The organism is Klebsiella sp. CTHL.F3a (assembly GCF_019890895.1).
GTDB lineage: Bacteria > Pseudomonadota > Gammaproteobacteria > Enterobacterales > Enterobacteriaceae > Klebsiella > Klebsiella grimontii.
In genome coordinates this window covers 3626300-3645803 of sequence record NZ_CP082360.1, presented here as the reverse complement: position 1 = coordinate 3645803, position 19504 = coordinate 3626300, and the positions used below count along the sequence as shown (strand labels likewise).

16 protein-coding genes and 2 tRNA genes are annotated in these 19504 nt (G+C 57.3%); 11 read left to right on the top strand and 7 right to left on the bottom strand.

Features of this window, described 5'->3' with window-relative positions:
• Positions 1 to 4: 4 nt before the first annotated feature.
• Positions 5 to 1189, bottom strand: coding sequence for a NupC/NupG family nucleoside CNT transporter (locus K7H21_RS17205; RefSeq protein WP_024359575.1), 1185 nt, complete (start codon positions 1187 to 1189; stop codon positions 5 to 7).
• Between the two features lie 273 nt (positions 1190 to 1462).
• Between K7H21_RS17205 and efeU the strand changes: the two genes are divergently transcribed.
• The 4 genes from efeU to phoH all read left to right on the top strand — a co-directional run bounded on the left by efeU (position 1463) and on the right by phoH (position 6056).
• Positions 1463 to 2293 carry an iron uptake transporter permease EfeU gene (efeU, locus tag K7H21_RS17200; protein ID WP_004131307.1) on the top strand — a complete coding sequence of 277 codons (831 nt, stop codon included), beginning with the start codon at positions 1463 to 1465 and terminating at the stop codon, positions 2291 to 2293.
• 52 nt (positions 2294 to 2345) lie between these two features.
• Positions 2346 to 3473, top strand: a complete 1128-nt coding sequence (efeO, locus tag K7H21_RS17195) for an iron uptake system protein EfeO (RefSeq protein WP_004131308.1) — start codon at positions 2346 to 2348, stop codon at positions 3471 to 3473.
• A gap of 4 nt (positions 3474 to 3477) precedes the next feature.
• Positions 3478 to 4758, top strand: coding sequence for an iron uptake transporter deferrochelatase/peroxidase subunit (gene efeB, locus K7H21_RS17190; protein ID WP_142446122.1), 1281 nt, complete (start codon positions 3478 to 3480; stop codon positions 4756 to 4758).
• 509 nt (positions 4759 to 5267) lie between these two features.
• Positions 5268 to 6056 carry a phosphate starvation-inducible protein PhoH gene (gene phoH / locus K7H21_RS17185; protein ID WP_032742089.1) on the top strand — a complete coding sequence of 263 codons (789 nt, stop codon included), beginning with the start codon at positions 5268 to 5270 and terminating at the stop codon, positions 6054 to 6056.
• Positions 6057 to 6106: 50 nt separating this feature from the next.
• On the opposite strand, the gene K7H21_RS17180 is transcribed toward phoH, so the two are convergent.
• Entirely contained in the window at positions 6107 to 6400 is a 294-nt protein-coding gene (locus K7H21_RS17180; RefSeq protein ID WP_004131314.1) for a YciI family protein, read from the bottom strand.
• Between the two features lie 155 nt (positions 6401 to 6555).
• Positions 6556 to 7344: a MipA/OmpV family protein gene (locus tag K7H21_RS17175; protein ID WP_223035247.1), complete on the bottom strand. Its 789-nt coding sequence runs from the start codon at positions 7342 to 7344 to the stop codon at positions 6556 to 6558.
• Between the two features lie 122 nt (positions 7345 to 7466).
• Here K7H21_RS17175 and K7H21_RS17170 point away from each other — a divergent pair, with 122 nt between their 5' ends.
• The 4 genes from K7H21_RS17170 to K7H21_RS17155 all read left to right on the top strand — a co-directional run bounded on the left by K7H21_RS17170 (position 7467) and on the right by K7H21_RS17155 (position 13653).
• A complete protein-coding gene (locus K7H21_RS17170) occupies positions 7467 to 8162 on the top strand; it encodes a response regulator (protein ID WP_004131317.1) in 696 nt (231 codons plus the stop codon).
• Complete coding sequence (locus tag K7H21_RS17165; RefSeq protein ID WP_112166305.1) at positions 8159 to 9355, top strand: sensor histidine kinase; 1197 nt, start codon at positions 8159 to 8161, stop codon at positions 9353 to 9355. The genes K7H21_RS17170 and K7H21_RS17165 overlap by 4 nt, the downstream gene beginning before the upstream one ends.
• A 78-nt stretch (positions 9356 to 9433) precedes the next feature.
• A complete protein-coding gene (locus tag K7H21_RS17160; protein ID WP_223035246.1) occupies positions 9434 to 10582 on the top strand; it encodes an efflux RND transporter periplasmic adaptor subunit in 1149 nt (382 codons plus the stop codon).
• Positions 10579 to 13653, top strand: a complete 3075-nt coding sequence (locus tag K7H21_RS17155; protein ID WP_049112834.1) for an efflux RND transporter permease subunit — start codon at positions 10579 to 10581, stop codon at positions 13651 to 13653. The genes K7H21_RS17160 and K7H21_RS17155 overlap by 4 nt, the downstream gene beginning before the upstream one ends.
• Before the next feature lie 590 nt (positions 13654 to 14243).
• Here the strand turns inward: K7H21_RS17155 and K7H21_RS17150 are convergent.
• The 3 genes from K7H21_RS17150 to K7H21_RS17140 all read right to left on the bottom strand — a co-directional run bounded on the left by K7H21_RS17150 (position 14244) and on the right by K7H21_RS17140 (position 16035).
• Positions 14244 to 14331: transfer RNA gene (locus K7H21_RS17150), tRNA-Ser, on the bottom strand.
• 145 nt (positions 14332 to 14476) lie between these two features.
• Entirely contained in the window at positions 14477 to 15154 is a 678-nt protein-coding gene (locus tag K7H21_RS17145; protein ID WP_004131326.1) for an isochorismatase family protein, read from the bottom strand.
• Positions 15155 to 15174: 20 nt separating this feature from the next.
• The gene (locus K7H21_RS17140) at positions 15175 to 16035 is read right to left on the bottom strand and encodes a pirin family protein (protein ID WP_223035245.1); all 861 of its coding nucleotides are present in this window, start codon (positions 16033 to 16035) and stop codon (positions 15175 to 15177) included.
• A 114-nt stretch (positions 16036 to 16149) separates the two neighbouring features.
• On the opposite strand from K7H21_RS17140, the gene K7H21_RS17135 reads away from it, so the two are divergent.
• Positions 16150 to 17055 carry a LysR family transcriptional regulator gene (locus tag K7H21_RS17135; protein ID WP_142468714.1) on the top strand — a complete coding sequence of 302 codons (906 nt, stop codon included), beginning with the start codon at positions 16150 to 16152 and terminating at the stop codon, positions 17053 to 17055.
• 315 nt (positions 17056 to 17370) lie between these two features.
• Here K7H21_RS17135 and K7H21_RS17130 read toward each other — a convergent pair.
• A tRNA-Ser gene (locus tag K7H21_RS17130) sits at positions 17371 to 17458 on the bottom strand.
• Between the two features lie 268 nt (positions 17459 to 17726).
• Between K7H21_RS17130 and ghrA the strand changes: the two genes are divergently transcribed.
• Positions 17727 to 18665, top strand: coding sequence for a glyoxylate/hydroxypyruvate reductase GhrA (gene ghrA, locus K7H21_RS17125; protein ID WP_049113418.1), 939 nt, complete (start codon positions 17727 to 17729; stop codon positions 18663 to 18665).
• A gap of 85 nt (positions 18666 to 18750) precedes the next feature.
• Positions 18751 to 19488, top strand: a complete 738-nt coding sequence (locus K7H21_RS17120) for a phosphatase (RefSeq protein WP_004131330.1) — start codon at positions 18751 to 18753, stop codon at positions 19486 to 19488.
• Positions 19489 to 19504: the final 16 nt, after the last annotated feature.

The window sequence follows — 19504 nt, the reverse complement described above, 5'->3', positions numbered from 1 at the left end:
TCGGTTACAGTACCAGTCCCGCAAAGCTGGCGGAGAGCAGGCTGACCAGCGTTGCGCCATACACCAGGCGCAGACCGAAGCGGGAAACGATATTCCCCTGCTGCTCGTTCAGGCCTTTAATTGCCCCGGCGATAATGCCGATAGAGGCAAAGTTGGCGAAGGAAACCAGAAACACAGATAAAATTCCCAGCCCGCGCGGCGTCATGCTGGCGGCTATTTTTTGCAGCTCAATCATGGCGACAAATTCATTGGCCACCAGTTTCGTCGCCATAATACTCCCGGCATTCAGCGCATCGCTAAGCGGAATACCAATCAGCCACGCCAGCGGATAAAAGACGTAGCCAAGGATCTGCTGGAAGCTCAGGCCAAATATCGTGGCGAATAGGGCATTAATCGCGCTAATTAAGGCGATAAAACCAATCAGCATCGCCAGAATAATCATCGCGACTTTAAAACCGGCCAGAATATATTCACCGAGCATTTCAAAGAAACTCTGCGACTCATGCAGTTTTTCAAGCTTGATCTCCTCCTCGCTGCCCGGACGCGTCGGGTTAATGATCGACAGCACAATAAAGGTGCTGAACATATTCAGGATCAGCGCGGCGACGACGTATTTCGCGTCGAGCATACTCATATAAGCGCCGACGATGGAGAGCGAAACCGTCGACATCGCGGTGGCCGACATGGTGAACAGGCGGCGTGAAGAGAGGTCGCCGAGCACGCCTTTATAGGCAATAAAGTTCTCTGATTGACCGAGGATCAGCGAACTGACCGCGTTGAAGGACTCCAGCTTACCCATTCCGTTAACCTTTGACAGCAGGGTGCCAATCAGGCGAATGAAAATCGGCAGAATACGCCAGTGCTGAAGAATACCGATGAGCGCGGAGATAAAGACGATGGGGCACAACACGCCAAGGAAAATAAACGCCAGTCCTTTTTCACTCATGCCGCCAAATACAAAATTGGTACCTTCGGCGGCAAAACCGAGTAGGGACTCAAAAAAGGAAGCGATATTTTTCACTAGCCACAGGCCGCTTTCGGCGTGGAGAAAAAAGAAAGCCAGGGCAACTTCAATAACAATTAACTGGATAATATAGCGAATGCGGATTTTTTTACGGTCATAGCTGGCAAGCCAGGCAAGGGCGAGGATAACCACCAGCGCCAGCAGGAAGTGCAAGAATTGAGTCATGTCGTTTATTTCGCAGGTCAATAAGGCCGCCATTTAGCCACAGCTGGGCTGCCGGGTAAATATCTGGCGCTAAAAATCCCGTCCGCCTGACCCGTGGGGCCAGGGCTGCGAGATAATCGCGCAAGTCATTATTTGTTCGCGACTAATTTACAAATCGTCATCATTCACTCCACATTTCACTTGTGTTTCTGATTATTGTAATGATAATCACTATCAGAAATATTTACCTATCTTTGCATCAGTTGACTGCGGTTCACATTTAAGGGTGTTGGCATGTTTGTCCCATTTCTCATCATGTTACGTGAAGGCCTGGAAGCTGCGCTGATTGTCAGCCTGATTGCCAGCTATCTGAAACGCACCCAGCGCGGCAGCTGGATTGGCGTAATGTGGATTGGGGTGCTGCTTGCGGCGGCGCTGTGCCTGGGCCTGGGAATCTTTATCAACGAAACCACCGGCGAGTTTCCGCAGCGCGAGCAGGAGCTGTTTGAGGGCATCGTGGCGGTGGTGGCGGTGTGCATTCTGACGTGGATGGTGTTCTGGATGCGTAAAGTGTCGCGCAACGTCAAACAGCAGCTTGAGCAGGCGGTCGATAATGCCCTCCAGCGCGGGAATAATCACGGCTGGGCGCTGGTGATGATGGTCTTTTTCGCCGTCGCGCGTGAAGGCCTGGAATCGGTCTTTTTCCTGCTCGCCGCCTTCCAGCAGGATGTCGGGATCTGGCCGCCCATTGGGGCGATGCTCGGTCTGGCGACGGCCATCGTTTTAGGGTTCCTGATCTACTGGGGCGGTATCCGCATGAATCTCGGCGTCTTCTTCAAATGGACCAGCCTGTTTATTTTGCTGGTGGCCGCTGGCCTCGCCGCGGGAGCTATCCGCGCCTTCCATGAGGCCGGATTGTGGAACCACTTCCAGGAGGTCGCCTTCGACCTGAGCAACGTCATTTCGACGCACACGCTATTCGGCACGCTGCTGGAGGGGATCTTTGGCTATCAGGAAACGCCGACCGTCAGCGAAGTGGCGGTCTACTTTATCTATTTGATCCCGGCGCTGGCGCTGTACGTCTCGCCGCCGGGTAAAAAAACCACCGCATCCCGGGCAGCGTAGTCGGGCATCGCGGATTGCAATAGTGACAACATACTTATCGAAAGGGATGGTCATGATGAATCATTTTCGTCGTAATGCGCTGCAGCTTACGCTCGCTGCGCTGTTCAGCTCGGCTTTTTACGCCCAGGCGGCCGATATTCCGCAGGTCAAAGTGACCGTCACCGACAAACAATGCGAGCCGATGAACGTCACCGTGAAGGCGGGTAAAACCCAGTTCATCATTCAGAACCACAGCCAGAAAGCGCTGGAGTGGGAAATTCTGAAAGGGGTGATGGTGGTGGAGGAGCGGGAGAATATCGCTCCCGGTTTTACGCAAAAGCTGACGGCCAACCTGCAACCGGGCGAATATGATATGACCTGTGGTCTGCTGACCAACCCGAAAGGCAAACTGACGGTGACCGGCGAGGCGACCAAAGATGCCGCCAAAGCCGATGCGCTGCTCAGCCTGGGTGAGGCTATTACCGCCTATAAAGCCTACGTTACCGCCGAGACCGCGGAGCTGGTTAGCGGCACCAAAGCCTTTACCGATGCGGTGAAAGCGGGCGATATCGAGAAGGCGAAAGCGCTGTACGCGCCGACGCGCCAGCACTATGAGCGTATCGAACCGATCGCCGAGCTGTTCTCCGATCTTGATGGTAGCATCGACGCCCGCGAGGATGACTACGAGAAAAAAGCCGAAGATCCGAAATTCACCGGTTTCCACCGGCTGGAAAAAGCGCTGTTTGGCGATAATAGCGTCAAGGGAATGGATAACTATGCCGATCAATTGAACGCCGACGTTCTCGATCTGCAAAAACGCATTAGCGAACTGGCGTTCCCGCCGTCAAAAGTGGTCGGCGGCGCTGCCGGTCTGATTGAAGAAGTGGCCGCCAGCAAAATCAGCGGCGAAGAAGATCGCTACAGCCATACTGACCTGTGGGATTTCCAGGCCAACATTGACGGCGCGCAGAAAATCGTCGACCTGCTGCGTCCGCAGCTGCAGAAAGAGAACAGCGCGCTGCTGGCGAAGGTGGACGCCAACTTCAAAAAAGTGGATACCATTCTCAGCAAATACCGCACCAAAGACGGCTTCGAGACCTATGACAAGCTGACGGATGCCGATCGTAACGCGCTGAAAGGCCCGATCACCACGCTGGCGGAAGATTTGGCCCAGCTGCGCGGGATCCTGGGTCTGGACTAAGTCGATGGCTGAGCAAAAATATGATGTTAATGAACCGTCCCGGCGGCGGTTATTAAAAGGGATCGGCGCGCTTGGCGGCGCGCTGGCGATAACCGGCGGCTGTCCGGTGGCGCACGCGGCAAAAGACAATAGCTCTCCGGGCACGCTGTCACCAAACGCGCGTATGGAAGCGCAGCCGTTTTATGGTCCGCATCAGGCCGGCGTGCTGACGCCGCAGCAGGCGTCGATGATGCTGGTCGCTTTTGACGTGCTCGCCAGCGATAAAGCGGACCTTGAGCGGCTGTTTCGCCTGCTGACCGGGCGTATCGCCTTTCTGACCAAAGGCGGCCCTGCGCCGGATACGCCGAACCCGCGGCTGCCGCCGATGGACTCAGGCATTCTCGGGCCGTGGATCGCGCCGGATAACCTGACGATCACCGTCTCGGTGGGGCATTCGCTGTTTGACGAGCGTTTCGGCCTGGCTAATCAGGCGCCGAAGGCGCTGCAGAAGATGACGCGTTTTCCGAACGATTCGCTGGATGCGGCGCTGTGCCACGGCGATCTGCTGCTGCAAATTTGCGCCAATACCCAGGATACGGTGATTCACGCCCTGCGGGACGTGATTAAGCACACCCCGGATCTGCTCAGCGTGCGCTGGAAGCGGGAAGGATTCATCTCCGACAGCGCCGCGCGCAGCAAGGGTAAAGAGACGCCGGTGAATCTGCTGGGCTTCAAAGATGGCACCGCGAATCCGATTAGCACCGATAAGGCGCTAATGGATAAGGTGGTGTGGGTTACCGCCGACCAGGGAGAGCCCGCGTGGGCGACGGGCGGCAGCTATCAGGCGGCGCGGATTATTCAGTTCCACGTTGAGTTCTGGGATCGTACGCCGCTGAAAGAGCAGCAGACCATTTTTGGCCGCGATAAGCTGAGCGGCGCGCCGCTTGGGATGCAGCACGAGCACGACGTGCCGGATTACAGCAAAGACCCTGACGGCGATACCATTGCGCTCGATAGCCATATTCGTTTGGCCAATCCGCGCACCCCGGAAACGCAATCCAGCCTGATGATGCGCCGGGGCTACAGCTATTCGCTGGGGGTGACCAATTCCGGGCAGTTGGATATGGGGCTGCTGTTTGTCTGCTATCAGCACGATCTGGAAAAAGGCTTCCTGACGGTGCAAAAGCGCCTGAACGGAGAAGCGCTGGAGGAGTACGTGAAGCCCATTGGCGGCGGCTATTTCTTTGTTCTGCCGGGGGTTATCAACGATCGGCATTATCTTGGGCAATCGTTGCTCGAAGCCTGACGTACCTGCCCGCAAGGGCAGGGCGTTTTCTGCTGTTTTTCCATTCATTTTTTGTATTTCCTGCCTTGTTTCATTTTTCTGTAATCTTATAGTCGGAAACTCTCCTCAGCTGTGATGAGAATTATTTGTTGTCTGTATGTGAAAAATAAGTTGCGCTTAGAATTATTTCTGATGTACTTATTACAGGCGCGGTAGTTCTCGGCAGTAGTCTCGTTTCATTATGGAGATCGCGAATGCCCGATTGCTGTAACGGAAAACGTCAAACCCCAGACCGTACTCATCAGCACGGGAGCCCAACTTCCGGCCGCGATTTTCACACCGCAAAATCCTCCTCCTCTCGCAAAGAAAACCCGAACCCAGGCAAGGTTACCGGTGCGCGTAGCCGTGACCCTCTGCCAATTCGTCAGGCAAGCAATGGCTTACAAGGAAGCCAAACCTCAATCGTTAGTGCGCATAATCGCGTCGATCGTGGCGCGTGTGATGTAAACCAACAACGCAAGGTGCTATCCATGGGAAGACAAAAAGCAGTGACCAGAGCTCGTCGTGAGGCCAAACGTGTGCTGAGACAGGATTCGCGAAGCCATAAGCAGCGCGAAGAAGAATCGGTCACATCGCTTGTGCAAATGAGTGGCGTAGAAGCCATTGGCATGGCGCGGGACAGCCGCGATGCATCGCCAATCGAAGCACGGAATGAGGCTCAGGCGCATTATTTGAATGCCATCGACAATAAACAGCTGATCTTCGCCACGGGCGAGGCCGGGTGCGGTAAGACCTGGATTAGCGCGGCAAAAGCAGCTGAAGCCCTGATCCATAAGGATGTGGACAGAATTATTGTTACCCGTCCCGTTCTGCAGGCCGACGAAGATCTCGGCTTCTTACCGGGAGATATCGCCGAGAAGTTCGCTCCCTATTTCCGCCCGGTTTATGACGTGCTGGTGAGAAGGCTAGGGGCTTCCTTTATGCAGTACTGCCTGCGCCCGGAAATCGGCAAGGTGGAAATCGCGCCGTTCGCCTACATGCGCGGACGTACATTTGAAAATGCGGTAGTGATTCTGGACGAGGCCCAGAACGTGACCGCTGCGCAAATGAAGATGTTTTTGACCCGCCTCGGGGAGAACGTGACGGTTATCGTCAACGGCGATATTACCCAGTGCGACCTGCCTTCTGGAGTCCGCTCGGGCCTGAGCGATGCGCTGGCGCGTTTTGAGGAGGATGAGATGGTCGGTATTGTGCGTTTTACGACCGACGATTGCGTGCGCTCAACGCTTTGCCAGCGCGCGCTGAAAGCCTATTACTGAGTCCTTTTGAGTCTGCAAAGCCCGGGCGACCGGGCTTTGTTTTTAGCGCACTACAGAAGAGCCTGCAGCGAGGGGCTGGCCATCGTTGCTTCAAAAGGAACGATCTCGACTTTCGCTACGCCCGATTGCTGAAACGGATCCTGGCTCAGCCAGTTTTGCAGCGCATCCAGATCATCGCCTTTAGCCAGAATCACGCCGCCGGACCTGGGGATTTTACGCCCCGAAGCGAGAAATATTCCGTCAGCGTACCCTTGCTTCAGCCACTCCACGTGTGCAGCAAGCTGGGCGTCAACTTCCTCAAGCGGTTTAACGTAAGTCAGAACAACAACGGCAATGGTGCTCATATTCCTTCCTTAACATTTAAAGGTAACGCTGCAGAAGTTTATCATTAGCGTGGATGGGGTTTCTGGCTTTTTTCATCACGTTATCCAGGCGCGCTACAAACGAAAATAACGGCGGTTTACTGCTATAGAGCGGATAATTGTTGCTGACCTATAGCTCAAAATGTCCAGGTGATTGCCGCCGTTACGGAACCTTCATTGCGCCGGGAGACGAGCGGGCTGTCAGCGGCGTGTTCCCCGAGCCAGCTATAGCCGGCGCTGAGAATGGAGCCCCAATGCTCGTCATATTGATGGCTCCAGGTCAGCGCGTTATCGATGCCGTAAAATCCGCCGGCTGAGCGATAGGGGCGATAGCCGGAACGGAGGCTCTGCTGGTGGTCAACGCCGTAAAACGTATTGACGTACCGGCTGTCGCCAAACAGCGCGGCGGACTTTAAAGCAACGATATCTTGCGTGTTTTGAACCAGCAGGAGGGTGGCGGAAGTTTGATAATGCACGCCCTGGGCGTCGGTGAGCGGAAGTGTAGCCTTGCCTTCAACGGTGAGCCACGGCGTGACCGACCAGCCGACGGCAAAGGCGGTATTCATGTTGGCTTTAATATTACCCATCCCCTTCAGCGTATTAGCCCCATCGCGCCAGCTCGAGTTTTTTTCCGCTCGCCCGAGGTCGTAACCGAGCGTGTGCTCGAAGTAGAGGCCGCTGTCGCCTGACAGGTCGTAGCCTATGCCTTTTTGGCTATCAATAAAGAAAGCGCCTTTCCGACCCTGTATTACGGGAACCACCTGCCAAATCTGCTTGTCAGAACCGCTGTAACGAGGCGCGTACTTTCCCCCCACCCCGATAGTCAGCCCATCGGAAGGCGCGGCGGCTTCATCGGCGCGCGCGCCGGGCGTTATCACCATTAAAAACGGCACGACCATATACGGCGAAATTTTTCTGGCTATCATACTGTTCTCCATATGGAAACGGGCGCCGTCCGATCGGGGACGCCGCAGAATGCCGCTGCAGTATGGTTTTGCTAAATCAATAAACGGTCGGGATAGTGTTAAGAAACGGTCAAGGTGAACAGATGTTGTCCAGAAGAGTGCTGATAATTGAAGATGACGCCGACGCGGCCGGCGTGCTTGAGGCCTATTTACGCCGGGAAAACTATGACGTGGCGGTGACCATGGACGGACTCTCCGGGCTGGATATGGCGCAGCGCTGGAAGCCTGACCTGATCTTGCTGGATGTGATGCTGCCCGGGCTAAACGGAACCGAGGTGTTGGCCAGCTTGCGGCGAAAAAGCGATGTGCCGGTGATTATGGTGACCGCAATGGGAGACATGCCCGATCGTATTGGCGCGCTGCGCTACGGCGCCGACGATTATGTGGTCAAGCCCTACCACCCTGGCGAAGTGGTGGCGCGCGTTCAGGCCGTGCTCCGGCGTAGTCGCAAAGACGACGCCCGGGAAGACATTCTGCGTTGGCAGGGGCTGGAGGTCGATGTCGCGGCCATTGTCGCGACCGTCAGTCGCTCGGGGGAACCTGCGTCTATTCTCGACCTGACTCCGACCGAGTTTTCGCTTCTGGCCACGCTGATGCGCGCCCCCGTTCGCCCCTTTTCGCGACAATATCTGCTGGAGCGCTGCCTTCCCGAGAGCGAAGCGCTGGAGCGCGTGGTGGATACGCATATTTATAACCTGCGTAAAAAACTGGAGGCCGCGGGAGTATCCGGCGCGTTGGTCAACGTTCGCGGCGTGGGTTACAGGTTCAGACAACCATGATCAAGACCCGACACTCTTCTCTCTGGCGCTGGATTTGCGGGCGTATTCTGGCGCTGGCTATCGGCAGCGTGATTGTTATCGCCACCTGTATGTGGCTGCGCTTTGCCGTGCAGAACTACTGGATCATGTACAAAATGCCGCCCGCCTTGCGCGAGGAGTTTGTCGCGCTCAGCCGCAATCCTGAGGCCAATCCGGCGCGTTTTCATCAGATTGTCGATACCTGGTGGGGATTGAGTTATTCCACTCCCTCTATCGCCTCGGCGGACTGGGTGACCGTAGCGGTGTTGGTGCTGGTCATGATCCCCTTCATTGTTGTTATGGGGCTGCGCTACGCCCGTCCGCTATCGCTGCAGTTCAGCCGTCTTCGTGATGCGGCGAAGGATGTGACCGGAGGGCAATTTGGCCGCCAGGCGGAGCTGATTGAGGACGCGCCGGCGGAAATGATCCGCTTTGCCGCCGACTTTAACAAAATGACCGGCCAGCTGGCCCGCTACGATAAAGAACTCCGCGCCTCGCATGTGGCGATGGCGCATGAGCTTCGCTCCCCGCTGACGGCGGCGATTGGCCGTCTGCAGGGCATGCTGGATGGCGTTTTTGATACCCAGCCGCAGCAGCTGGAGATGGTGATGAAACAGCTCCAGCATCTGAATCGGCTGACGGATGAGCTGCATCTCCTTTCCCTCGCGGATGCCGGCAATCTGGTATTGGATGACCAGCCATTCTCTCTGGATGAGCTCCTTCAGGAGCGAGCCGCATGGTTAACGCCGCAGGCGGACGCTCAGCGCGTCACGATCGCCATTCAGCCTTCGCCGTCATGCCCCTTTCGCGGCGACGCCTTCCGCATGGGGCAGGTCTTTACCATCGTGATGGAAAATGCCGTTCGCTATGGGCGCAAGGGGGGCCATCTCGCCATTAAACTGCGCCGCGAAGAGGGGGCTTACCTCATCGATTTTGTTGATGACGGGCCCGGCGTGGCGCGGCATTTTTTACCGGAAATGTTCCAGCGCTTCACCCGCGAGGAGGCGTCCCGCGCCAGACACTCCGGCGGCAGCGGCCTGGGATTATCCATTGCGCGCGCTATCTGCGCGGCGCACGGGGGGCGCATTAGCGCGTCGTTACCGGCGAGCGGCGGTCTGCTGATTCGTGTTCATCTGCCGTACGATCCCGGCGTGGAAGAAAAGAGCCCGTCTTGATAATCCCTTGACAGAACGTCGAGCCATTCTCGATTAATGTGTCATGTAATGGCGCCATTTCCCGAACGGAGTGGCGTTATGTTATATGAGTTAGTTCTTTCCCTTCGTCAGTGCGTGTACGCTTTGCTCGGCGCCGAGCGGTCGCTACCCTGGTTTGCGCTGTTGCCGCCGATCGTACTGGCCCTGATGATCGTACCGCTGGTGGGCTGTGGCGATAAAAGCGGCGATAAGCCGGCTCCCGCCCGCCCGGTGCGCTACGTGGTCATCGGCTCCCCGGCAACGCTTCCCTCTCTGGAAAGAACCGGCGAGATCCATGCGCACGATGAGACGGCCCTGAGCTTCCGCACGGCGGGCAGGATGATGACGCGCGCGGTGGAAATTGGCGATCGGGTCAATTACGGGCAGCTGCTGGCCACGCTTGACGATACCAGCGCACAAAACCAGCTGGATAGCGCGACGGCTGACGAAGAGAGCGCCAGAGCGACCGCCCGGGTAGCCGCGCTGAACGTTAGCCGGATGCAAAAACTCATCGCGACAGGGGCAATCGCCCGCTCCCAGCTCGACAGCGCGCGGGCGGACTGGCTGGTCGCCAGCGCCCGGGTGAAGAGCAGCGAGGCCGCTTTGCGCAACGCCAGGGAAAGCCTTGGCTGGACTCGGCTGACCTCTCCGGGCGAGGGGATCATTACGGCGGTCAGCGCCTCTCCCGGTCAGGTCGTCAACGCCGGTGAGACGGTGGTGACGCTGGCGGCCGGGCAGGCGCGCGACGTGGTGTTTGATATCCCGGATCCCGCTAAGATTGAGGCGCAAAAGGCGGAGGAATTTCAGGTTGCTTTGCTCAGCGATGCCGGAGTGAACGCCTTCGCCATTTTGCGTGATATTAGCCCACAGGCCGATCCCCAGACCCGGACATGGCGCGTCAGGGCTACTCTCAAGAAACCGCCCGCTGCGATGGCGCTGGGCTCCAGCGTCACGGTAAGGCTACCGGCATCAGGCTCGGCGGGTTACGCGGTACCGGCTTCGGCGCTGAGCCGTTGCGGAGAAAAACCGGCCGTCTTTGTGATTTCCCCGCAGATGCAGGCGCAGCTGCGCGTTGTCGTTCCCGCTAGCTACACGGCTTCTTTCGTTATCATCGCCTCAGGCCTTATGCCCGGCGACCGGGTTATTACCGCTGGCGTGAGTAAACTTCGTCCGGGGGAAAAAGTCGTCGCCGGAGAGAAGCAGCCGTGAAAATAGCGTCGTCAAAATATACCTTTAACCTCTCCGCCTGGGCGCTGGAAAATCCGCAAATGGTCAGCTTTTTTATGCTGCTGATTATAGTTATCGGTTCGCTCAGCTATACGCTGCTGCCGCGTAATGAAGATCCGGCGTTCACTATCAAAACGGCGGTGGTATCCGCACAGTGGCCGGGCGCATCGGTAACGGATACGACCCATCTGGTGACGGATGTGCTGGAAAAAAAATTGCAGGAAACGCCCTGGCTCGATTATATCGAAAGTGAAACCCGGGCCGGACAAACGGTTATCTATATTAATCTCCGCGATGACACGCCAGCGCAAAAAGTCCCGGCGATCTGGTATCAGATCCGCAAAAAAATGCAGGATATCGCGCCATCGCTGCCCGAAGGCGCGCAGGGGCCGAGCGTGAACGATGAGTTTGACGACACGTACGGCACGATTTATGGCTTTGTTCCTGACGGATATACCCTCCAGGAGGTGCGCCAGCAGGTGGAGACGATCCGCCGTGAACTGATGTCCGTGCCGGATATCGGCAAAACGGTTCTGCTTGGCGAACAGCAGGAGCAGATTGCGATCGCTTTTTCACCCGCCCGACTGGCCGGTATGGGGCTCAGCATTCAGCAGGTTACGGATGCTCTGCGGGCCCAGAATGCGGTAGTTCCGGCCGGCGTTCTGCGCACCGGGCAGGAGAAGATGACGATAAAAGTCAGCGGGGCGCTCAGGAGCGAAGAGAGCTTACGCGCCGTCACCCTGCGCATTAACCATCGCTATCTTCCCCTGACCGACATTGCCACCATCGAGAGAAGAGCGGCCGAACCGCCTTCTGCGGCGTTTCGCGTTAACGGGCGTCCTGCCATTGGACTGGCGATTTCCATGGCGCCAACGGGAAATATGCTGCGCTTTGGCGCGACGTTGAACAACAGAATGAGCGCCATCGGCGCCGGGCTGCCGCACGGTATCGAGATGGTGAAAGTGGCTGACCAGTCGGCGGTGGTCAGCGGCGCGGTAAGCGGGTTTGTCCGGGTGCTGGTGGAAGCCGTGCTGATTGTGCTGGCGGTTTCTTTTGTCTCCCTGGGATTAAGGGCCGGGCTGGTGGTGGCCGCGGCGATCCCGCTGGTGCTGGCGATGACCTTTGCCGGAATGATGCTGGCAGGCATCGGCCTGCAGCGAATCTCTCTCGGGGCCCTGATTATTGCGCTTGGGCTGCTGGTGGATGATGCCATGATCGCCGTGGAAACCATGGTATCCCGGCTGGAGGCCGGGGATACGCGACGGCTGGCGGCGACCTATGCTTTCAAAACCACGGCATTTCCAATGCTGACCGGTACGCTGGTTATGATTGCCGGGTTTATTCCCGTCGGTTTTGCCTCATCCAGCGCTGGCGAATACTGCTTTTCGCTGTTTGCCGTGGTACTGATGGCGCTGCTGAGTTCATGGATCGTGGCGATTCTGTTCTCTCCTTTGACCGGAGCATGGCTGCTGCCGGAAAAGTTTAAACATCATGCCGCGGGCCCGGGCCGAATGGCGCGGGGATATGGACGACTTCTGCGAACGGCGCTGCGCCACCGGCTCGCCACCCTGGGAATTGCGCTGGCCGCGCTAGGGGTATCGGTGTATGGCACAACGTTTATGCAGGGGGAGTTTTTCCCTTCATCCGATCGTCCGGAGCTGCTGGTCAGCCTGACGCTGCCGGCCAATGCTTCGCAGTCTGCCACGGAGAAACAAACGGAAAGGCTGGAACGGGCGCTTGCCGGGAATCGCAATATTGATCATTACTCGACCTATGTGGGTTCGGGCGCTATACGCTTTTACTTACCGATGGATGTTCTGCTGGATAATGAAAATACGGCGCAGTTGGTGGTGGTGGCGAAGGATCTGGCCGCCCGGGACCGCCTGCGGGAACAGTTAAATACGCTGCTGGCGACGCAATTCAGCGATCTGACTTCGCGCGTTTCGCCGCTGGAGCTGGGGCCGCCGGTGGGCTGGCCGATCAAATACCGGATCAGCGGTCCGGATTATCTCAAGGTCAGAGAGTATGCCGGGCGTCTGGCCGAGGCGATAGGGCGCTCGCCGTTAACCCGGGAGGTGAATCAGACCGCGGGCGAGCCGGAGAGAACCCTCGTTCTGCAGGTGAACCAGACTGCTGCGCGGGCGGCGGGGGTGTCGTCGCAGAGTCTGGCGCAGACGCTTAATACTGTCTGGTCCGGCACGACGGTGACGTCGATAAGGGATGACGATCGGCTGATTGACGTGGTGCTGCGGGCGAATGATAGCGAGCGGTTGAATCTTGCTACCCTGTCATCGCTGACGGTGGAGGGGCGCGATGGACAAAAAATTCCCCTTGGCGCGGTAGCCACGCCGGACTGGGGAGTGGACGATCCGGTACTCTGGCGTCGGCAAAGGTTGCCGTTCATCACCGTACAAACCGACCTCGCGCCGGGGATGCGGGCAGAAGGCGTATCGGACGGTTTGCGCCCGACGGTGGATAAACTGCGCGCGGGTCTACCCATCGGTTACAGCATTGTAGAAGGTGGGGTGGTCGCGGAGTCCGAAAAAGGCAATAGCTCGGTTTTTGATATTTTACCCGTCACCCTCGGGGTGATGCTGTTACTGCTGATGCTCCAGCTACGGCGCTATTCTCGTATGCTGCTGGCTCTGTTAATGGCCCCGTTCGGCTTACCGGGGATCGTCATGGCCATGCTGCCGAGCGATACGCCAATGGGATTTGTGGCTCTGCTCGGCGCGATCGCGCTGGCGGGGATGATTATCCGCAATGCCGTGATACTTATCAGTGAGGTCGATAATAATCTGGCTCAGGGTATGGAAAGCGAGGCCGCCATTATTGCCGCCGCAGAGCACCGGGCCAGGCCAATATTTCTGACCGCCTGCGCCGCGATCCTGGGCATGATCCCCATCTCTCACCAGGTCTTCTGGGGGCCGATGGCGTATGCCATCATTGGCGGGCTCATCGTCGCCACGCTCGTCACGTTAACCGTGCTTCCGGCGTCCTTTAGCATGTTGCTGGAGATGGGGAGATACTGGAAAAGGCGTCACGCCGCTTGATAAAACAGGTTGCTCCCGGTGGAGTGCAACAGGCGAAAAAAAGCCCGTACTTGCGTACGAGCTCTTCTTCGAAGATGGCGGTGAGGGGGGATTGACTCGCCGCGCTCGCCGTTACTCGGCCCATCCCTGGGCCTCGCCCCTGCGGGGCCAGCGCAGGCGCTGTTCAAAATTGCTCCCGGCAATTTTGTCGGGGCAGATTCCTCGCAGGCTCGTCATCTGTCCAACTGGCTGTCGCCAGTTGTCGAACCCCGGTCGGGGCTTCTCATCCCCCCCGGGGGAGTGCAACAGGCGAAAAAAAGCCCGTACTTGCGTACGAGCTCTTCTTTGAATATGGCGGTGAGGGGGGGATTGACTCGCTGCGCTCGCCGTTACTCGGCCCATCCCTGGGCCTCGCCCCTTCGGGGTCAGCGCAGGCGCTGTTCAAAATTGCTCCCGGCAATTTTGTCGGGGCAGATTCCTCGCAGGCTCGTCATCTGTCCAACTGGCTGTCGCCAGTTGTCGAACCCCGGTCGGGGCTTCTCATCCCCCCCGGGGAAGTGCAACAGGCGAAAAAAAAAGCCCGTACTTGCGTACGAGCTCTTCTTTGAATATGGCGGTGAGGGGGGGATTCGAACCCCCGATACGTTGCCGTATACACACTTTCCAGGCGTGCTCCTTCAGCCACTCGGACACCTCACCATATTGTTTTGCTGCTCACCTTGGGTGGGCAACGGGGCGCTACTATAGGGAGTTGCGCTAAAACGGTCAAGCAGTATTTATTCTTTTGCTATCGTTCGGTTAAGCAATGAACACTGCCCCGCCGTAGTGCGGCGAGGCAGGCATTTTAACGCTGTGAATCAAGCTGTTCGTTGTTCTTGACCACGTCCTGAGCTTTGGCGTAGCTCTCGATCAGCAGCTGGTATGCCGGGAAGACCTTGGTATACACCTCGGCCCACTCAGCGGCATCCGGTCGATTCCAGGTGCGCTGCAGTTCAGAAGCAACCGCCGCGGTATCCATTGGCACGACGCCAGCCTGGACGACGCGGGCGAGTGTGATTTCCTGCGCCATCTTGCTATAGGTACCGGAAGCATCAATGACGGCAAAAACCTTATAGCCATCGGCGACGGCGGCAATGGACGGGAACGCCATGCAGACGCTGGTAATGGTACCGGCGATAATCAGCGTTTTACGCCCGGTCGCTTTTACCGCGGCAACAAATTCCGGGTTATCCCACGCGTTAATCTCTCCTTTACGCGCAATATATTGCGCATGCGGCGCATTTTCATGGATCTCAGGGATCAGCGGGCCATTCGGGCCCTGCGGCACTGACGCCGTGGTGATCACTGGAATGCCGGCTAACGAGGCCATCTTCGCCAGCGCGGCGGCGCGCGCCCGTAGCTCCGGCATCGGCATATCGCCCACGGTCTGGAACAGACCGCTCTGGTGGTCGATCAGCAGCATGGTGGTATCATTGACATCAATAACCGGACGAGAACCATTAAAGTTAGCTGGGGTAGACATATTCTTCACCTCATTCAGTATCAGATTTGGCCGAAGCGGCCGCTATTAAAATCACGAACCGCTTCTGCGATTTGCGCTTTGGTATTCATCACAAACGGGCCGTAGCCCACGATCGGCTCCTGCAGCGGCTCGCCGGCCATCAGCAGTACTTTTGCGTTGGTACTGGCCGCGAGGTGGAGCGCTTCTCCTTTCTGGCTGAGCACAACCAGCTGTCCCTCGTGGGCGTTGCCCTCGCCGTTCACGACAATCTCACCTTCCAGGACGACCAGCGCCGTACTCCAGCCAGCAGGCTGATGCAGGGTGATCTCCTGACTCTGGTTAAGCTGAAGATCCCATACGTTCAGCGGAGAAAACGTGTGGGCGGGGCCAACCGTATCCTCGTAGCGCCCGGCAATAACCCGCATGCGGCCGGCATTGTTCGGCAGTTCAACGTCAGGAATCACATCAGCCGTAATGCTCTGGTATCCCGGATGCGTCATTTTGTCTTTAGCCGGAAGGTTGACCCAGAGCTGGATCATCTTCAGCTCGCCGCCGGTACGGGTGAACGCCGCCGAGTGGAACTCTTCGTGCAGGATCCCGGCGCCCGCGGTCATCCACTGCACATCACCCGGCCCAATAACGCCGCCTCTACCGGTTGAGTCACGATGTTCAACTTCGCCGGAATAGACCACGGTGACGGTTTCAAATCCGCGATGCGGATGTTCGCCGACGCCGCGTTTCTCCGTTCCCGCCGGGAAGTGATGCGATCCTGCATAGTCAAGCAGCAGGAAGGGGCTTAGCTGTTCGCCGTGTGTCTGATAAGAGAACATTGAGCGAACCGGGAAACCGTCGCCTACCCAGTGCTGTGAAGGCGCAGTGTAGATACCTGTAATTTGTTTCATGGCAGTCTCCTGAATGTCTGTTTCTGATGTGAATAAGCATATATTCGCCACTAATAGTCCGCTAGATAGCAAAAACGACCTATACTGTTCTAAAAATGGAACGATGGAGGAAGGATGCAGGATCTTAATGATTTAGCCTGGTTTGTGCAGGTGGTCGATCACGGTGGATTTGCTGCGGCGGGAAGGGCGATCGATCAACCCAAATCAAAATTGAGCCGTCGAATCGCCCAGTTAGAAGAACGCCTTGGCGTACGTTTGATTCAACGTACAACCCGCCAGTTTGCGGTAACGGAAGTTGGGCTTACTTTTTATCAACACTGCAAGGCGATGCTGATCGAGGCGGAAGCGGCAGAACAGGCGGTGGAAACCCTGCGTTCCGAACCGCGCGGCAGCGTGAAGCTGACCTGTCCGGTAACGTTATTGCATGCGCACATTGGGCCGATGCTGGCACGGTTTATGGTGCGCTACCCGGGCGTCAATCTTCAACTGGAAGCCACCAATCGGCGAGTGGATGTCGTTGGCGAGGGCGTCGACGTGGCGATTCGCGTGCGCCCAAGACCGATAGAAGACAGCGACCTGGTGATGCGTGTCCTGGCCGATCGCGGGCACCGTCTGGTCGCCAGTCCCGGGTTGGTTGAGCGGCAAGCGCAGCCGCGGGTTCCATCAGAATTAAGCGATTGGCCGGGGTTGAGCCTGGGCGCAGGTAAACATCAGCATAAGTGGCAGTTGACCGGTCCAGAGGGCGCAAGGGCGGAGATCTATTTCACTCCCCGATTGGTGACCACGGATATGCTGGCGCTTCGTGAAGCGGCCATTGCCGGCGTTGGGGTGGTACAGCTTCCTTTATTAATGGTGCGCGATCAGTTGGCCGCCGGAGAGCTGGTGGTTGTCCTTGATGAGTGGCAACCGCGCAGGGAGGTGATCCATGCGGTGTTTGCCTCGCGCCGCGGGCTGCTGCCCTCGGTCAGGGCGCTGGTTGATTTCCTGAGCGAAGAGTATCAGCGGATGGAGGAGGATTAGCATTTGCCGCTATCCCGGCGGCGCTGCGCTATCGGAGAGAGTCTGAAGCCGCGGGATGGCGACTGTTCCCGGAGGCGGCGCGATGCGCCTGTCCGGGCTACCGGGCGGAGTGCAACAGGCGAAAAAAAAGCCCGTACTTGCGTACGAGCTCTTCTTCGAAGATGGCGGTGAGGGGGGCAGATTCCTCGCAGGCTCGTCATCTGTCCAACTGGCTGGCGCCAGTTGTCGAACCCCGGTCGGGGCTTCTCATCCCCCCTGCGGGGTGCAACAGGCGAAAAAAAAGCCCGTACTTGCGTACGAGCTCTTCTTCAAATATGGCGGTGAGGGGGGGATTCGAACCCCCGATACGTTGCCGTATACACACTTTCCAGGCGTGCTCCTTCAGCCACTCGGACACCTCACCATATTGTCTTTCCCGTTGTTGCCGGGAACGGGCGCTAATTTAGGGAAATACGTATCTCCCGTCAATCAACTTTTTAAAAAAATCGACCGTTTAGCCAAACTTCAAGCAACTTGCTCTCTAAATGCGCGAGAATCGATTTTTTTGTCGCCATTCCCTTTTTCACACGCTCGCCTGACGAAATTTGCTATGCTGGCAAACCAATAGAAAACAATGAGTAAAACGCGACGCTAGCTTAACCTGCCGATAGCGTCAGCAGTCAGGAGCCCTTATGGATATCATCTTTTACCACCCGACGTTCGACACTCCTTTCTGGATTGCGGAGCTGGAAAAACAGCTCCCCGGCTCGCGAGTCCGCGAATGGAAATCCGGTGATAATCAACCCGCTGACTATGCGCTGGTCTGGCATCCGCCGGTTGAAATGCTGCAAGGCCGCAAACTTAAAGCCGTCTTTGCCCTTGGCGCCGGCGTTGATTCAATTCTAAGCAAACTGCGGGAAAACCCGGAAATGCTGCCGCTGTCGACGCCGCTGTTCCGTCTGGAAGACACCGGCATGGGTCTGCAGATGCAAGAGTATGCGGTGAGCCAGGTGCTGCACTGGTTCCGTCGTTTTGATGACTATCAGGCCTTAAAGCAGGAGGCGCGATGGCAGCCGCTGGAGGAGTATCAGCGTGAGGACTTCGCCATCGGCATTATGGGGGCGGGGGTACTGGGCGCGAAAGTGGCAGAAAGCCTGCAACGCTGGGGTTTTCCGCTACGCGTCTGGAGCCGTAGCCGCAAATCCTGGCCTCAGGTAACGAGCTTTGCGGGGGAAGCCGAGCTGGAAGACTTCCTGAGCGGTACACGAGTGCTGATTAACCTGCTGCCCAACACGGCGGAAACCGTTGGCATTATTAATAGCGCGCGCCTGGCGCAGCTGCCGGATAACAGCTATGTGCTGAATCTCGCTCGCGGGGTTCATGTGGTGGAAGAGGATCTGCTGGCCGCGCTGGATAGCGGCAAGTTAAAAGGGGCGATGCTGGATGTGTTTAGCCGCGAACCGCTGCCGGAAGGGAGCCCGCTTTGGCGGCACCCGCGAGTGGCGATGACGCCGCATATTGCTGCCGTCACCCGGCCTCTGGAAGCCATCGCGTATATCGCTAAAACCATCGGTCAGTTAGAACGGGGCGAAACGGTCAGCGGGCAGGTCGATCGCCAACTGGGATACTAAGCGATAGCCCCGCCTGAGCGGGGTTTTTGCTGATCATGGGCGCAGATTCCTGCTATTCTTGCCACAAACAGAGAAGGAGATTGTGATGTATCCTGTTGACCTGCACATGCATACCGTCGCCAGCACCCACGCTTACAGCACCCTGCACGATTATATCGCGCAAGCAAAGCGCAAGGGGATCAAACTCTTTGCCATTACCGACCACGGGCCCGATATGGCCGATGCGCCGCACTACTGGCATTTTATTAATATGCGTATCTGGCCGCGGCTGGTGGATGGCGTTGGCATCCTGCGAGGTATCGAAGCCAATATCAAAAATACCCAGGGCGAAATCGACTGTACCGGCCCGATGCTGAACTCGCTGGACCTGATTATCGCTGGCTTTCATGAGCCGGTATTCCCTCCTCAGGATAAAGCGACGCATACCGAAGCGATGATCGCCACGATAGCGAGCGGCGCGGTGCATATCATCAGCCATCCGGGTAACCCTAAATTTCCCGTGGATATCCCTGCCATTGCCGCCGCCGCGGCGAAGCACCATGTGGCGTTGGAAATCAATAACTCCTCTTTTGTCTCGTCGCGTATCGGCAGCGAAGATAACTGCCGTGCCGTTGCGGCGGCCGTACGCGATGCCGGTGGCTGGGTGGCGCTGGGCTCGGATTCCCATACGGCATTTACGCTCGGTGAATTTAGCGAATGCCGAAAAATTCTTGATGCCGTCGGTTTTCCGGAAGACCGAATTCTTAACGTAACGCCCCGGCGTCTGCTTAATTTTCTTGAATCGCGCGGCATGCCTGCGATTCCTGAGCTGGCTGAACTTTAATTTGAATAACTGGAAT

Excerpts from the sequence above, each read along its gene's own strand:
- K7H21_RS17205 (WP_024359575.1), bottom strand. The coding sequence starts at position 1,189 with ATGACTCAATTCTTGCACTTCCTGCTGGCGCTGGTGGTTATCCTCGCC.
- efeU (WP_004131307.1), top strand. The coding sequence starts at position 1,463 with ATGTTTGTCCCATTTCTCATCATGTTACGTGAAGGCCTGGAAGCTGCG.
- efeO (WP_004131308.1), top strand. The coding sequence starts at position 2,346 with ATGATGAATCATTTTCGTCGTAATGCGCTGCAGCTTACGCTCGCTGCG.
- efeB (WP_142446122.1), top strand. The coding sequence starts at position 3,478 with ATGGCTGAGCAAAAATATGATGTTAATGAACCGTCCCGGCGGCGGTTA.
- phoH (WP_032742089.1), top strand. The coding sequence starts at position 5,268 with ATGGGAAGACAAAAAGCAGTGACCAGAGCTCGTCGTGAGGCCAAACGT.
- K7H21_RS17180 (WP_004131314.1), bottom strand. The coding sequence starts at position 6,400 with ATGAGCACCATTGCCGTTGTTGTTCTGACTTACGTTAAACCGCTTGAG.
- K7H21_RS17175 (WP_223035247.1), bottom strand. The coding sequence starts at position 7,344 with ATGATAGCCAGAAAAATTTCGCCGTATATGGTCGTGCCGTTTTTAATG.
- K7H21_RS17170 (WP_004131317.1), top strand. The coding sequence starts at position 7,467 with ATGTTGTCCAGAAGAGTGCTGATAATTGAAGATGACGCCGACGCGGCC.
- K7H21_RS17165 (WP_112166305.1), top strand. The coding sequence starts at position 8,159 with ATGATCAAGACCCGACACTCTTCTCTCTGGCGCTGGATTTGCGGGCGT.
- K7H21_RS17160 (WP_223035246.1), top strand. The coding sequence starts at position 9,434 with ATGTTATATGAGTTAGTTCTTTCCCTTCGTCAGTGCGTGTACGCTTTG.
- K7H21_RS17145 (WP_004131326.1), bottom strand. The coding sequence starts at position 15,154 with ATGTCTACCCCAGCTAACTTTAATGGTTCTCGTCCGGTTATTGATGTC.
- K7H21_RS17140 (WP_223035245.1), bottom strand. The coding sequence starts at position 16,035 with ATGAAACAAATTACAGGTATCTACACTGCGCCTTCACAGCACTGGGTA.
- K7H21_RS17135 (WP_142468714.1), top strand. The coding sequence starts at position 16,150 with ATGCAGGATCTTAATGATTTAGCCTGGTTTGTGCAGGTGGTCGATCAC.
- ghrA (WP_049113418.1), top strand. The coding sequence starts at position 17,727 with ATGGATATCATCTTTTACCACCCGACGTTCGACACTCCTTTCTGGATT.
- K7H21_RS17120 (WP_004131330.1), top strand. The coding sequence starts at position 18,751 with ATGTATCCTGTTGACCTGCACATGCATACCGTCGCCAGCACCCACGCT.